This window comes from Micromonospora sp. NBC_00389, assembly GCF_036059255.1.
Classification (GTDB): Bacteria; Actinomycetota; Actinomycetes; order Mycobacteriales; family Micromonosporaceae; genus Micromonospora.
This window is the reverse complement of record NZ_CP107947.1, coordinates 91,164-105,579: the sequence shown is the minus strand read 5'-3', so window position 1 is coordinate 105,579 and position 14,416 is coordinate 91,164. Positions and strand designations below refer to the sequence as shown.

The 14,416-nt window shown below is 72.2% G+C and carries 16 protein-coding genes; 10 read left to right on the top strand and 6 right to left on the bottom strand.

The window, feature by feature from the left end:
• Positions 1-94: 94 nt before the first annotated feature.
• From OG470_RS00535 to OG470_RS00525, 3 genes are all read left to right on the top strand, one after another.
• Positions 95-847: a lysophospholipid acyltransferase family protein gene (locus OG470_RS00535; protein WP_328419651.1), complete on the top strand. Its 753-nt coding sequence runs from the start codon at positions 95-97 to the stop codon at positions 845-847.
• Positions 848-930: 83 nt separating this feature from the next.
• Complete coding sequence (locus OG470_RS00530) at positions 931-1,539, top strand: isochorismatase family protein (RefSeq protein WP_328419649.1); 609 nt, start codon at positions 931-933, stop codon at positions 1,537-1,539.
• 5 nt (positions 1,540-1,544) lie between these two features.
• Positions 1,545-2,525, top strand: coding sequence for a GlxA family transcriptional regulator (locus OG470_RS00525; RefSeq protein ID WP_328419647.1), 981 nt, complete (start codon positions 1,545-1,547; stop codon positions 2,523-2,525).
• Here OG470_RS00525 and OG470_RS00520 read toward each other — a convergent pair.
• The 5 genes from OG470_RS00520 to OG470_RS00500 form a co-directional block, all read right to left on the bottom strand.
• A complete protein-coding gene (locus tag OG470_RS00520; protein WP_328419645.1) occupies positions 2,407-3,129 on the bottom strand; it encodes a hypothetical protein in 723 nt (240 codons plus the stop codon). The two genes, OG470_RS00525 and OG470_RS00520, sit on opposite strands and share 119 nt — an antisense overlap.
• Before the next feature lie 72 nt (positions 3,130-3,201).
• Complete coding sequence (locus OG470_RS00515) at positions 3,202-3,915, bottom strand: response regulator transcription factor (protein WP_328419643.1); 714 nt, start codon at positions 3,913-3,915, stop codon at positions 3,202-3,204.
• Positions 3,888-5,000, bottom strand: coding sequence for a hypothetical protein (locus OG470_RS00510; RefSeq protein ID WP_328426045.1), 1,113 nt, complete (start codon positions 4,998-5,000; stop codon positions 3,888-3,890). Before OG470_RS00510 ends, OG470_RS00515 begins: the two co-directional genes overlap by 28 nt.
• 115 nt (positions 5,001-5,115) lie before the next feature.
• On the bottom strand, positions 5,116-6,294 hold the full coding sequence (locus tag OG470_RS00505; protein ID WP_328419641.1) for a sensor histidine kinase: 1,179 nt from the start codon (positions 6,292-6,294) through the stop codon (positions 5,116-5,118).
• Between the two features lie 118 nt (positions 6,295-6,412).
• Complete coding sequence (locus tag OG470_RS00500; RefSeq protein ID WP_328419639.1) at positions 6,413-6,808, bottom strand: VOC family protein; 396 nt, start codon at positions 6,806-6,808, stop codon at positions 6,413-6,415.
• 154 nt (positions 6,809-6,962) lie between these two features.
• Between OG470_RS00500 and OG470_RS00495 the strand changes: the two genes are divergently transcribed.
• The 5 genes from OG470_RS00495 (at position 6,963) to OG470_RS00475 (ending at position 12,306) form a co-directional block, all read left to right on the top strand.
• Positions 6,963-7,412 carry a helix-turn-helix transcriptional regulator gene (locus tag OG470_RS00495; RefSeq protein ID WP_328419637.1) on the top strand — a complete coding sequence of 150 codons (450 nt, stop codon included), beginning with the start codon at positions 6,963-6,965 and terminating at the stop codon, positions 7,410-7,412.
• A gap of 5 nt (positions 7,413-7,417) precedes the next feature.
• Positions 7,418-7,828 (top strand): VOC family protein, encoded by a 411-nt coding sequence (locus OG470_RS00490; protein WP_328419636.1) that lies wholly within the window; start codon positions 7,418-7,420, stop codon positions 7,826-7,828.
• 112 nt (positions 7,829-7,940) lie between these two features.
• On the top strand, positions 7,941-10,334 hold the full coding sequence (locus OG470_RS00485) for an excinuclease ABC subunit UvrA (RefSeq protein WP_328419635.1): 2,394 nt from the start codon (positions 7,941-7,943) through the stop codon (positions 10,332-10,334).
• Positions 10,335-10,348: 14 nt separating this feature from the next.
• Complete coding sequence (locus OG470_RS00480; protein ID WP_328419633.1) at positions 10,349-11,365, top strand: hypothetical protein; 1,017 nt, start codon at positions 10,349-10,351, stop codon at positions 11,363-11,365.
• Positions 11,366-11,463: 98 nt separating this feature from the next.
• Entirely contained in the window at positions 11,464-12,306 is an 843-nt protein-coding gene (locus OG470_RS00475; RefSeq protein ID WP_328419631.1) for an MBL fold metallo-hydrolase, read from the top strand.
• A 10-nt stretch (positions 12,307-12,316) separates the two neighbouring features.
• On the opposite strand, the gene OG470_RS00470 is transcribed toward OG470_RS00475, so the two are convergent.
• Complete coding sequence (locus OG470_RS00470) at positions 12,317-13,165, bottom strand: septum formation family protein (RefSeq protein ID WP_328419629.1); 849 nt, start codon at positions 13,163-13,165, stop codon at positions 12,317-12,319.
• A 216-nt stretch (positions 13,166-13,381) separates the two neighbouring features.
• On the opposite strand from OG470_RS00470, the gene OG470_RS00465 reads away from it, so the two are divergent.
• Together OG470_RS00465 and OG470_RS00460 are read left to right on the top strand one after the other, a co-directional pair.
• Entirely contained in the window at positions 13,382-13,816 is a 435-nt protein-coding gene (locus OG470_RS00465; protein WP_328419627.1) for a VOC family protein, read from the top strand.
• Positions 13,817-13,859: 43 nt separating this feature from the next.
• On the top strand, positions 13,860-14,396 hold the full coding sequence (locus tag OG470_RS00460) for an alpha/beta hydrolase (RefSeq protein ID WP_328419625.1): 537 nt from the start codon (positions 13,860-13,862) through the stop codon (positions 14,394-14,396).
• Positions 14,397-14,416 lie beyond the last annotated feature (20 nt).

The window sequence follows — 14,416 nt, the reverse complement described above, 5'->3', positions numbered from 1 at the left end:
GGCCGAGCCGGTGAACCGGCGGCGACGCGCAGCCCGGCGTCGCCGCCCGGTCTCCACCCAGGCGATCCACAAACGGGCAGGGTAGATTCTGCGAATGCCGGAGCTCGTGTACCCGCCCGTTATCGCCGCCGCCAAGACGATGTTCCGGGTCCTCGACCTGAAGATCACGATCGAGGGCGCCCATCACGTACCCCGCACCGGCGGGGCAGTGCTGGCCAGCAACCACGTCAGCTACCTCGACTTCATCTTCGCCGGCCTGGGTGCACACGCGTCGCACCGGCTGGTCCGGTTCATGGCCAAGCAGTCGGTCTTCGGGCACCGGATCGGCGGTCCGTTGATGCGCGGGATGAAGCACATCCCGGTGGACCGGCAGGCTGGCGCGGCCTCGTTCCGCACGGCCGTGGACGCGCTCAAGCGCGGCGAGGTGGTGGGCGTCTTCCCCGAGGCGACGATCAGCCGGTCGTTCACCGTCAAGGAGCTCAAGAGCGGCACGGTCCGGATGGCCCGCTCGGCGAAGGTGCCGGTGCTGCCGGTCGCGGTGTGGGGCACCCAGCGGCTCTGGACGAAGGGCCGCCCACGCACCCTCACCCGCCGGCACACCCCGATCACCATCCTGATCGGCGAGCCGATCGACCCGGCGGACTTTCCGGACGTGAACGTGCTGTCCGCCGAGCTGACCACCAGGCTCAGCGCGCTCGTCGACCGGGCGCAGCGGGAGTACCCGGACTCGCCGGCCGGCCCGGACGACACCTGGTGGCAGCCGGCGCACCTGGGCGGCAGCGCACCGACACTGGAGGAGGCCGCCGCCCTGGACGCCGCCGGTGAGCACCGCGCCCCCAGCGTGTGACCTGGCGGCGGTGACCGGATCGTTCCGCAACCGGGCATGATGGTGTCTGCCATCGCGGCCGCCATCCGGCCAGGATCAGAGACATGAGCAGAGCAGCACTCGTCGTTGTCGACGTCCAGGAGTCCTTCCGCCAGCGCCCGATCTGGGCGTACGGCTCCAACCCCGACCTGGTCCGGCAGGTCGACCGGCTGGTCGCCGCCGCCCGCCAGCGCGGCGACCTGGTGGTCTGGGTCCTGCACTCCGAGCCCGGCACGGGCGGGGTGTTCGACCCGGCCCTCGGGCACGTGCGGCTGATCGACGGTCTGGTCCCGGCCGAGGGTGAACCGACGCTGGTCAAGACCGCGCACAACGCGTTCAGCACCACCAACCTCCAGCAACTGCTCACCCTGGCCGGCATCCACGACCTCACCGTCTGCGGCATCCGGACCGAGCAGTGCGTCGAGACCACCACCCGGGTCGGCGCGGACCTCGGCTACCGGATGACGTTCGTCACCGACGCCACGCTGACCTTCCCCACCCCGCACCGGGACCTGCCGGAGACCGCCACCGTCGAGGAGATCCTCGCCGACCCGCGCACGCTCTCGGCCGAGGAGATGGTCACCCGCACCGAGTACGCGCTGGCCGGCCGCTTCGCGACCATCCGCACGGTGGACGAGTTGACGGGTGCGACCCTGACCGGCGTCCGGGGCTGACCAGGGTGACCCGGGTCGTCTTCCTGCTGGTCCCGCAGCTGCACCTGCTGGACCTCGCCGGGCCAGCCCAGGTCTTCTCCAGCGCCGCCGACCTCGGGTACGACTACCGACTGCACTACGTCGCCGAACGGGAGCAGGTGCCCAGCGTGCAGGGCGTACCGCTGGTCGCCGAGACCCGATGGCCCGAGCTGACCCCGGACGACCTGGTGCTGGTACCCGGTTGGCGACCGTCGGCGCACGGCCCGCAGGGACCGGTGTCGGCGACCGACCTGCGGCGGCTCGCCGAGCACCACGCGGCCGGAGGCACGGTGGCCAGCGTCTGCGCCGGTGCGTACGCCCTCGGTCGGGCCGGGTTGCTCGACGGCCGGCGCTGCACCACCCACCACGAGGTGCAGGACGACCTGACCCGCCGGTACCCGGCGGCCCGGGTGGCCCGCGACGTGCTGTACGTGGTCGACGACCGGGTGGTCACCTCGGCCGGCATCGCCAGCGGCATCGACGTGGCGCTGCACCTGGTGGCCACCCGGCACGGCCCGGCGACCGCCGCCCGGATCGCCCGCACGCTGGTCGTCTACGCCCGGCGCAACGGGCACGAGCCGCAGGCCAGCGCGATGATGCGGCATCGCTCGCACCTGTCCGACGCGGTGCACCGGGTGCAGGACCTGATCGACGGCCGGTACGCCGAGCCGCTGCCGCTCGCCGACCTGGCCGCTGCCGGCGGCGTGGCGGAACGGACGCTGACCCGGCTGTTCCGCGCGACCACCGGGCTCACCCCGCTCGGCTACCAGCAGTTGCTACGGGTGGAACGCGCCGAGCACCTGATCGGGCACGGCGCGACGGTGGAGGCCGCCGCGCGGACGGTCGGCTTCACCGACGCCCGGATGCTGCGCCGCCTGCGAGCCCGCTCCACGAGGTCGGCTCCGGCACCGAACGGTAGTAGTCGTCCCGGGACCGGAACTCCACTGGCAGCGAGCCCGGCAGGGTGACCCGGGTGTTGCCGGCGAGCCACCCGGAACCGGCCCGCAGCAGCAGCACGTCCCGCTCCTGCGCGGAGAGGTCGACCAGTTGCGGGTGGATGAGCCGGAACGTGGCCACCGCCCGACGGACCTGCCGGGCCAGCGCGATGACCTCTACGGTCGACCCGCCGAGGGCCAGCGCCGGCTGCTGAATGGTGCGCAGCGCGTCGCAGACGATCAGCAGCTGCGCCACGCCGTCCGGGTCGGCCGGGGGCAGCTCCAACCGGGACGGCCACTGCCAGCGGATCTGACCGCTCATCAGGCCGGTCAGCCGGCCCGCCGGCCGAAGGCCGGACGTGTCGTCGGCGACCAGGGAAAACTGCGAGCCGCTGCTCACCCAGCACATCCGCTGGTCGGTGACGGTCACCGACACCGGCCCGGGCAGCCGCCAGCCACGCTGCGACTCCGTCGGCCCGAGCAGGTAACCCGCGACCAGCAGTCGGTACCGGCCGAGCACCCGCTCGCCGGGCACCGGGCGCAGGTCGTAGCGGCGATCCAGGGTCGGCCTGACATCGTCGTCCGGCGCATCGAACCGGTGGGGGCCGATGAAGAACGGGGACGCGTCGGCGTGCATCGTCACGACCTCCCGGTCAGCTGGCTGTGGTGTGAAGCCTGGTGGATCAGCGAGCCGCTGTCATGACGCCCGTTAGGGGGTCGGCCGGTCGTGCGTCGCCTGTGACCGGTAGATGCCGATCTCCTCCGGGCGGACAAGGCCGTCCTCGATCGCCCGGGCGAGCAGCGCCGCCTTTGTGGCGGCCGGCCGCCCCGCCCGGGTGTACTTGATCCGCGCACGGTCGACATACTGCTTGACCGTGTGCTCGCTGATCCGCATCCGGCGAGCCACCGACGCCTTGGACATCGACTGGAACCAGAGCAGCAGCGCTTCGCGCTCCTTGTCGGACAGCGTCGGCCGGTCCGGTCGCGGGTCGCCGACCATCGCGCCGGCCAGCGCCGGCGGCACGTACGCGCGGTCGCTCGCCGCGGCCAGCACGGTCGCCACACAGTGCTCCCGGCCCTCGTGCTTGGCCAGGAACGCCACCGCCCCGGCGTCCAACGCGGCGAGCATCGTCTCCGGGTCGGTGTGCTCCGAGTAGACCACCACCCGCCGCCCGGTGGCGCTCAGCTCGGCCAGCTTGTCCAGCACCATCCGACCGTGCAGGCGGAGGTCGAGCAGGACCACATCGGCGTCCGGCGCCGCCCGCAGCACCTCGTCCGGGTCGTCCCCGGTGGCCAGCACGGTCAGCCTCGGCTCGGTGGCGAGCCAGGCGCGCACCCCGTCGACCACCACCGGGTGGTCGTCGACGATCGCCACCCCGACCGGCCGGTCGCCGGTCACTTCCGCCACCGGGTCTGCGCCCATCTGATGTCCCCGTCCCGCTCGTAGAGGTGCTGTACCGGCCCGTCGTCGTGCTCCCCGAGCGGCGGGCCGGCCGCTGCAGGCCCCTCCCGGTCCGACGTGACCAGGCTGATCACCACCTCGTCAGGACCGGAAACCACGGTCAGTCGGGCCCAGCCCCGCGCGTCGGCGAGGACGCCGGTGAGCGGGTCGGCCAGCCGGCGGCGGATCTCCACCGGCAGCGGCGGCGGACTGCCGATGGTGACCAGATCGATCGGCAGTCCGTTACGTTCGGCCAGGTCGGCGGCGGCCCGCAGCTCGTGCAGCAGCGGATCGGGCACGTCGTCGGATTCGGCGATGAGGCGGCGCAGCCGGGCCGCGGCCAGCATGCAGCGGCGCTGCACCTCCGGGTCGTCCGGATCGGCCTGCCCGGCGGCCAGGTCCCCGAGCACCCGCCCGGCCGCCGCGCCGACCAGGGCGAGGCGGTCGCGGCGTTCCCGAAGGGCCCGCTCGGCGGCGTCCCGCTCCGCGGCCATCGCGTGACCGGCGGCTGCGGTGGCTGCCCGGTCCCGGGCCAGGCCGACGATCGCCGCGCTGCCCATGAACACCGCCACCGGCAGCGAGAAGGTGCCGTAGACGTACATCACGTAGCGGGCCAGGTCGGCCGTGTCAGGGCCGTGCCAGAGCACGGCGGCCAACGCGATCAACGCATGCGTGGTGAGCAGCGCGAGCAGCCCGGTGACCCGCCGGCCCCACATCGCCAGCAGGAAGAACCAGCCGAGCGTGCTCCACACCCAGTTGCCGGCGGTGAACAGCTGCCGTTCGCCGGCTGCGGCGAAGACCGCCGCGTCGACGACGACCAGCAGCGCGGCGAGTGGCCATGGCGGCAGCTGCGCGCCGCGCAGCAGCCGTACCCCGGCCACCGCGCCGGCCACGGCGACCAGCGCCCAGCCGCCGAGCACCACCGCTGGCGCGGCGAACTCCGTGCGGGCGCCCAGCACCGCCGGCAGCCCGATGGCGGCATGCCAGGCCAGCGCGATGGCGACGGCGGCGATCCGGGCACCCCGGTCGGAGGCGTGTGCCACTGCCGCCGGCGCGGCGAGCACCATCGTCGGCGCCGGATTTCTGGGCCCCGGAACGCTGGTCAGGCCGGGCTGGAGCGCCGGCCCCGGGGCGCGGAGGGTTGCCTCCGGTGCTCCGGTGCGCTCCGCCGGGGCGCCGAGGTCAGCCGACACCGGGCCACTCCAGCCGGATCAGGGTGCCCGCGCCGGGCGCCGAGCGCACCTCGGCCCGCCCACCGATCGCCGCCATCCGGCCACGGACCGACTCGCGTAGCCCGTACCGGTGCGGTGGGACGCTGGCCGGGTCGAAGCCGGGGCCGTCGTCGGCCACCTCGACCACGACGGCGACAGCGTCCCGGGTCAACCGCAGCGTGGCCCGTGCGCCCGGCGCGTGCCGGACCACGTTGGACAGCGCGGCGTAGGCGCTGTCGGTGATCGCGTCGGCCACGCTGGCGGGCACCGCGCACGACGCCAGCTCCAGGCTCACCCGCAGCTCCGGCAGCCGGTCGGGCACCGTCCGCAGCCGCCCGTCCAGCGGCACCGGGCCGTCGCCCGGCACCGGGCCGCCGTCGGTCAGCGCGACGAGGGCACGCAGGTCAGCGGCGCACCGTTCGCTGAACACGGCCGACCGCCCGGGCACCGCGCCGAGCCCCACCATGGTCAGCGTGCCGAGCACCGTGTCGTGCAGGTCGCGGTTCTGCCGGCGTTCGGCCTCCCGGGCGGCCCGGGCGACCAACGCGTCCCGGGTCAGCCGCTGGTGCTCGGCGAACGCCTGGTCCGCCCGCCCGATCCGGCGGCGCATCACGGCCGTCATCATCGCCGTGCAGGCGGTCTGCACCAGCAGGGTGGCCGCGTGCGCCCGGGCCTCGGTGGGATTGCCGGCCCCCTGCGCCCCGGCCGCGTACGCGGCGGTGACCAGCAGCCCGGCCGGGATGGACCAGCGTGCCGGGGCGGTGGCCTGCGTGTTGATCACTGTGGTGCTGGCCAGCACCGCGATCCAACTGCCCTCGCCGGGCAGCACCCCGGGCGCCACCAGGCGGGGGATGAGCAGGCAGGCCACCGCGGTGACCGCGACGTCACCGGCGACCAGGGCCGGGGTGATCCCGTGGCGCAGGGCGCGGGCGGCGTACCAGACGGACCAGCCGGTCAGTGCGGCCACGCCGGGCAGCAGCAGGGCCGGCTCGACCGGCGGGGTACGCACCGACAGCGCCACCACCGCGCCGACCAGCCCGCAGGTCAGCCGCAGCAGCGCCGGCAACGTGGTGAAGATGAGGCCGAACGCGCCGCCGGCCGGATTGTCCAGCGCGGGCGGCGGCGCGGTCGGAGTGGCAACGGCCGGCATCGGGAGGTGTCCTTCCGACAACGACCCGGTCCGGGTCCGCGCGGCAGAGATCGACATCGGAGAATAACATGACCGGTGACAGTCGATCACCCCCCATGCGCGGAGTGTCGTCGACGCGTCACCCTGTGCTGCGAGGCTGGAGCAGGTCCCACCGGTTGCCGTACAGGTCGGCGAAGACCGCGACCGAGCCGTACGCCTCGTGCCGCGGCTCCTCCAGGAACCGCACCCCGGCCGCGACCATCCGGGCATGGTCCCGGGCGAAGTCCTCGGTGTACAGGAACAGGCCGACCCGGCCGCCGGTCTGGTCGCCGATCCGGGCCTGCTGCTCCGCACTGCTCGGCCGGGCCAGCAGCAGCGCCGTCTCCCGGGCGCCCGGCGGGCGGACCACCACCCAGCGGGAGCCGTCCGGGCGGGCGGTGTCCTCCACCAACTCGAAGCCGAGGCCGCCGACGTAGAAGTCGATCGCCTCGTCGTACTCCCGTACCAGCAGCGCGACCAGTCCCAGATGTGCCATCCGGTCATCATGCCGGCGGTCGCGCCGGCCCCGGCCGGCAGTGTCCTCCCGCTCGGCGGGGTCGCGCAGCCGGTCAGCCGAGCGAAGCCGATCCTGGTCGACCGGACGCGTCACGCTCGACCGTTGGCCCCTGCTTTGTGGCACGATTTCGCAGGTGACCAGCAAACCCGACGCGGCGCAGCGCCTGAGCGACCTGGCGCGGCTGCGCCGTGTCCGCGACCGGATCGACCGGGAGTACGCACAGCCGCTGGACGTCGAGGCGCTCGCCCGTGGCGCGCACATGTCCGCCGGGCACCTCAGCCGCGAGTTCCGGCTCGCCTACGGCGAGTCGCCGTACAGCTATCTCATGACGCGGCGTATCGAGCGTGCGATGGCAATGCTGCGCCGTGGCGACCTCAGCGTCACCGAAGTCTGTTTCGCGGTCGGCTGCTCGTCACTGGGCACCTTCAGCACCCGCTTCACGGAGTTGGTCGGTGTGCCGCCCAGCACCTACCGGCGCGAGGCGGCGGCCGCGACGGCGGGGATGCCGTCCTGCGTGGCGAAACAGGTGACCAGACCGGTCAGGAATCGAGAAGCGCCGGCTCCCGGGCCGCGCCTAGCGTGACCGTCATGCAGATCACCATTCACTCGAGCTTCCTCCCGCACACCGACCCGGACGCCTCGCTGGCCTTCTACCGCGACACCCTCGGCTTCGAGGTTCGGAACGACGTCGGATACGAGGGGATGCGCTGGATCACCGTCGGCCCCGCCGACCAGCCCGACACGTCCATCGTCCTGCACCCGCCGACCGCCAGCCCCGGCATCACCGACGACGAGCGGCGCACCATCCTTGAGCTGATGGCCAAGGGCAGCTACTTCGGCGTCAACCTGGCCACCGCCGACCTCGACGCCACCTTCGCCAAACTGGAGGCCAGCGATGCCGAGGTCGTCCAGGAGCCGACCGAGCAGCCGTACGGCGTCCGCGACTGCGCCTTCCGCGACCCCGCGGGCAACATGGTCCGCATTCAGGAACTGCGCTAGACCGACCGCCCGGCAGGAGCGGGTGACCGGTCGGTCCGACGCCCCTACCGGCTGAGCCAGCGGACGCCGACGGAGACCGTGACGGCGGTCCCGCCCAACAGATGGAGACACGATGAGCAAGGCCACGGGGAAGGCCACGCAGTCGCCTGAGCTGCACGCTGCCGACCGCCACGATCTGATCCGCGTGCAGGGCGCCCGCGTGAACAACCTCAAGGACGTCAGCGTCGAGCTGCCGAAGCGCCGGTTGACGGTGTTCACCGGCGTCTCCGGCTCCGGCAAGAGCTCGCTGGTGTTCGGCACGATCGCCGCGGAGTCACAGCGGATGATCAACGAGACGTACAGCGCCTTCGTGCAGGGCTTCATGCCGACGCTGGCGCGGCCCGAGGTCGACGTGCTCGACGGGCTGACGACCGCGATCATCGTCGACCAGCAGCGGATGGGTGGCGACGCCCGGTCCACGGTCGGCACCGCCACCGACGCCAACGCGATGCTGCGCATCCTCTTCAGCCGGCTCGGGCAGCCGCACGTCGGCTCGCCCCAGGCCTTCTCCTTCAACGTCGCCTCGATCAGCGGGGCGGGTGCGGTCACCCTGGAGCGCGCCGGAAAGACCGTCAAGGAACGTCGCGAATTCAGCATCACCGGCGGTATGTGTCCGCGCTGCGAGGGCCGGGGCAACGTCTCCGACATCGACCTCACCCAGCTCTACGACGACTCCAAGTCGATCGCCGAGGGCGCGTTCACCATCCCGGGCTGGAAGTCGGACAGCTTCTGGACGGTGCGGACCTACGCCGAGTCGGGCCTCCTCGATCCGAACAAGCCGATCCGCACGTTCACGAAGAAGGAGATGCACGACTTCCTGTACCGGGAGCCGACCAAGGTGAAGGTCGAGGGCGTGAACCTCACCTACGAGGGTCTGATCCCGAAGATCCAGAAGTCGTTCCTGTCCAAGGACGTCGACACGCTGCAGCCGCACATCCGCGCCTTCGTGGAGCGGGCGGTGACGTTCACCTCCTGCCCTGAGTGCGGCGGCAGCCGGCTCAGCGAGGCGGCTCGGTCGTCGAAGATCGACGGGGTCAACATCGCCGACGTGTGCGCCATGCAGATCAGCGACCTCGCCAAGTGGGTACGCGGTCTGGACAAGCCATCCGTCGCGCCCCTGCTGGCGAAGCTGCAACACACGCTCGACTCGTTCGTGGAGATCGGGCTGGGCTATCTCAGCCTCGACCGGTCGTCCGGGACCCTGTCGGGCGGCGAGGCCCAGCGGACCAAGATGATCCGCCACCTCGGGTCGTCGCTCACCGACGTCACCTACGTGTTCGACGAGCCGACGATCGGGCTGCACCCGCACGACATCCAGCGGATGAACGACCTGCTGCTGCGGCTGCGGGACAAGGGCAACACGGTGCTGGTCGTGGAGCACAAGCCGGAGGCGATCGCGATCGCCGACCACGTCGTCGACCTCGGCCCGGGCGCCGGCACCGAGGGCGGTGAGGTGGTGTTCGAGGGCACCGTCGAGGGGCTGCGGACCAGTGGCACCCGCACCGGGCAGCACCTGGACGACCGCGCCGCCCTGAAGCCGTCGGTGCGGACGCCGTCGGGGGCACTGGAGGTACGCGGCGCCAGCACCCACAACCTGCAGGACGTTGACGTCGACATCCCGCTCGGCGTCCTGGTCGTCCTCACCGGGGTGGCGGGCTCGGGCAAGAGTTCGCTGATCCACGGCTCGGTGTCGGGCCGGGACGGCGTGGTGTCGGTCGACCAGGCCGCGATCAAGGGCTCGCGGCGCAGCAACCCGGCGACGTACACCGGGCTGTTGGACCCGATCCGCAAGGCGTTCGCGAAGGCCAACGGTGTGAAGCCCGCGCTGTTCAGCGCCAACTCCGAGGGGGCCTGCCCCGCCTGCAACGGTGCCGGCGTCATCTACACCGATCTGGGGATCATGGCCGGCGTCGCCACCCTCTGCGAGGAGTGCGAGGGAAAGCGGTTCCAGGCATCGGTGCTGGAGTACCACCTCGGCGGCCGTGACATCAGCGAGGTGCTGGCGATGTCGGTGACCGAGGCCGAGAAGTTCTTCGGCTCCGGCCACGCGCACACGCCGGCCGCGCACGCCATCCTCGACCGGCTCGCCGACGTCGGGCTCGGCTACCTCAGCCTCGGCCAGCCGCTCACCACGCTGTCCGGCGGCGAGCGGCAGCGGCTCAAGCTGGCCACTCGGATGGCCGAGAAGGGCGGCGTCTACATCCTCGACGAGCCGACCACCGGTCTGCACCTCGCCGACGTCGAGCAGTTGCTCGGCCTGCTGGACCGGCTCGTCGACTCCGGCAAGTCGGTCATCGTCGTCGAGCACCACCAGGCGGTCATGGCGCACGCCGACTGGATCATCGACCTTGGCCCCGGTGCTGGCCACGACGGCGGCCGGGTCGTCTTCGAGGGCACACCCGCCGACCTCGTCGCCGCCCGCTCCACCCTCACCGGCGAGCACCTCGCGGCCTACGTCGGCACCTGAGGGAACCGGGGGCGGTGACCGCCCGTCCCATCGCCTGTGGAGAGGTGGTGAGCCGGGTGCGCTCGGGCGGGACGGTACTGGCGGTGGCGCTGCTCGGCGTGGCGCTGGTCGGCTGTGCGGGCCGGAGCGCCGGGCCGGGGGTGGTGGAGGATCCCGGCCCGGCCCGGATCGTCGAGAAGTGGACCTCGTGCGCCGAGGCGGCCCCGCAGTCCGGTGAGCTGCCGGCGCCGGGCGGCGACGACCCGGCGATCGGGCGGATCGACCCGGCGTTCACCCCGGTCACCGCCGTGCTGTGCGGCCGGGAGGTCCGGCCACGCCCCGGCGGCGGTCGGGAGCGGGTGGCCACCGAACGGCGGGCCGAGGAGATCGGTCCGCTGATCGCCGCCCTGCGCCTCCCCGACCAGCAGGCGGACGGGGAGATCGCCTGCACCCTCGACATGGTCATCCCGCCGTGGCTGGCACTACTGGACGAGCGGGGCCGCTGGCTGCGGCCGTACCTGCCGGTGGATGAATGTCGCAAGCCTCGTCCCGAGGTGCTGGCGGCCCTGGACGCGCTGCGACTGACCACGGTGGACACCCGTACCGTCGGGGAGGTCGAATCCGCGGCGGCGGAGGCCGCCGGCTGCGAGCAGCGGTGGGCGGACATGGTGTGGGTGGAGACGACGATCGGGCGGCCCGGACCGCCCGCACCTGCGGTCCCGGACGCGGAGCCGCTGCGCTTCTGCGTCTACCAGGTACCCGCGTCGCAGCAGGGCGGCGGCAAACCGGCCGGTGACTTCGCGTACGGCGGGCCGCTACCGCCGGACCGGCAGGCCGCCGTGCTCGGCAAACTGGCAGCCGCTCGGCAGGCGACCGAGTGCGCCACCCCGGCGTCCCGCTTCGCCGTGCTGCGCCCGCTCGACGGCACCGGCGGACCCGACCGGTACGTGGAACTCGACGGCTGCCTGCGCTTCCTGGTCGTGGCACCGACCGGTGGGTCGCAGCTCGGGCAGGGCGACGCCGCGCTGGCCGAGCTGCTGGGGCGCCGCTGAGCCACCTCCGGTTCGCTCTTTCCGCGATCCCGCCCAGAGCGCCGTGGTGGTCTGCTGCACTGGTGTCGGGGAGCGCGCCGGTGCGGTGAGGAGCAACCATGGGACGGTTGGCCTGGTCAACCTATGTCGCCCCGGCCAAGCCGGTCGTGTCGACGAACCTGCCGCCGGGCGAGAGCCGCGAGCTGTGGTCGCCCACCAGCTCGACGCTGATCTACGGCGATCGCGACGCCGTCCTGGTCGACGCGTTACTGACCGTCGACGAGGGCCGGGCCCTGGCCGACTGGGTCGCGGCGAACGGCAGGAACCTCACGACGATCTACATCACGCACGGCCACGGCGACCACTTCTTCGGCGCGGCAGCCGTGCTGGAGCGCTTTCCTCAGGCGCGGATGGTGGCACCTCGCGGCGTGGTGGAGAAGATGCGCGTTCAGCTCGGGGAGCAGTGGCTCGACGGTGTCTGGCGCAAGGGTTTCCCCGACCAGCTCGCCGAGCATCCACCGATGGCGGAGCCGTTGGCCGGTAACACGATCGATCTTGAGGGCGAGCAGTTGGTCGCCGTCGAGGCGGGCCACACCGACACCGACAGGACGACCGTGCTGCACGTACCGTCGCTCGGTCTCGTCGTCGCAGGCGACGTGGTCTACAACGATGTCCACCTGTACCTCGCCGAGGCGGGCAACGACGGCATTCAGAGCTGGTACGCGGCCCTCAAGATGGTCAACTCGTTGCGGCCGTGCGTGGTGATCGCCGGGCACAAACGTGACGGCGCGGACGACGATCTGACCAACGTCGAGGAGACCCGCCGCTACCTGGAGGAGGTCGAGGCCGCCGCGCAGCGTACGGGAAGTGCCGAGGAACTGTACGCGGCGATCATCGAGCGCTACCCGGACCGGATCAACCGTGCCGTGGCCTGGAAATCCGCCCAGGCGCTCAAGAGCTGACGAACCCGGCTCAGTTGACCGGCAACACCGCCGGGCCGCCGCCGGCGATGGACCGGGTGAGCTTGGGACCACCGGACCAGAAGTAGCAGCGCACCCCCCGGTCACCGCGCGCCCACAGCTCCGGCGAGGGGAAGCGGTACGAGGTGCCGGTGCGATAGCGCAGCTTGGCGTCGACGGGCACCTTGGCGTAGCGGGCAACCGCGGTGCGGCAGGCCGAGTGCACCGAGTCCTCGTCCCGGCCGGCGTCCTCGTAGGAGCGGTCCGGGGCGGTCCAGATGCCGACGAACTCGTACTGGTGCGCGGTGGTGCAGCCCGCCGGGCGAAGTCGACCCCACTCATCCTCGTTCATGCAGCCGTACGTCAGCGGCGAGCGGCTACCCACCGCATTGCGCAGAGTGCCAGCCCGGTGGATCGCCCGTTCGCCGTCGCCGTTGGCGCCGTCCACCTCGTCCAGCTCGAAGATGTCGCACCGGTACCAACGGCTGCCGCCCGTCCAACCGGCCGGTGAGGTGGGCGCGACCTGCACCGACAGTCGGGCCGTGCGCCAGTCGCCACCGACGAACTCCTTGGCCCGGGTGTCACAGTCGGTGAAGACGGCGCGCATGGCCGCCGACTCCACCTTGGGCGGGGCGGTCCGCGCCGCCAGGGCGCCGGTGAAGGTGCCGACGTGGAACGTCTCCACCAGGTGGGTCTTCGCGCAGTCCACCGGCGCGTAGCTGGCGAGGTACGCGGTCGGTTCGGGGATCACGTGGCACTCGCCGGCCTTCGGGCTGAACTGCTGCGCCTGGGCCATCGGCTTCCAGTCGTCGGACAGGTCACCGTCCGTGCCGGCCGGCGTGCCGCAACCCGCCAGCGTCATCGTGATGAGCGCAGCCGTGACCGCTGCCCTGGTGTGGCGTCGCAAGTGTTTCTCCCCGTGGCCCCGTGCCGACGCGCGCAGCATATGGCACCGGGGGAAAGATCCGGCAACGCAATCTCAGCGGTGCTCAGCGCGGCGAGGGAGGCCAGCCAGACGACGCTATTCCGGCGAGGCGCGCCTTGGGTGAAAGTCAGAGGTGCGGGCTACGGTCCCGGCATGGCAGCCAGCATTGATCTGACGCTTGACTCCACGGACGCCCAGGTGCTCGCCGCGTTCTGGAAGACGGCCCTGGGCTATGTCGACGAGCCGCCGCCCGCACCCTTCGCCACGCGGGAGGAGTGGCTCGCGCAATTCGACCTACCGGAGGACGACCTCCCGGAGCACGCTGCATGGCTGTGCGATCCCGATGGCGTCGGCCCTCGCCTCTCCATCCTCAACGTCCCCGAGCCCAAGACGGCGAAGAACCGGCTGCACATCGACATCCGGGTGCCGGGCCACGGCAACCCCGTCGAGCGGTGGGCACGGATCACGGCAGAGTCGGAGCGCCTGGTGAAGGCAGGTGGGAGAGTCCTGGAGGAAGTCGACGAGCATCACGTGGTGATGGCCGACCCGGAGGGCAACGAGTTCTGCGTGGCCGCAACCTCAGCCTGAAAAGCCGCAGCCCATCGGCGGGGGTCTGGGTAGTGTCGGCCGCGTGGCTGACGCAGTCGTGATTCCCGGCCGTATGTTCGGACCAGGTGCGCCCCTGCTGATGTACGCGGGGGATGTCGCCGAGTCGCGCGGCGCGACGGTGCACAGGCACTCGTGGTCGGAGGACCCGTCGAGGCCGGACCGGCCGGAGATCGAAAGCTGGGTACGCGGTGAGATCACCCCGCTGATCAACACTGTCGGGGGTCGCCCACTGCTGATCGCCAAGTCGCTCGGCACCAACGCGGCGGCGGTCGCCGCCGAGCGATCCCTGCCCGCGGTGTGGCTCACGCCGGTGCTCACCCTGCCGTGGGTGGTTGACGGGTTGGCCCGTGCGACCGCACCGTTCCTCCTTGTCGGTGGCACGGCCGACAAGCTGTGGGACGGTGACGCCGCCCGCCGGCTGTCACCCCACGTGCTGGAGGTGCCCGGAGCGGACCATGGGATGTACATACCGGGCCCGCTGACGGAGTCGATCGCTGTGCTCAGCCGAGTCGTGGTCGCCGTGGAGGATTTCCTCGACGAGATCGGCTGGCCGAGCTGAGCCCAGCTCGGGCCGCGCTG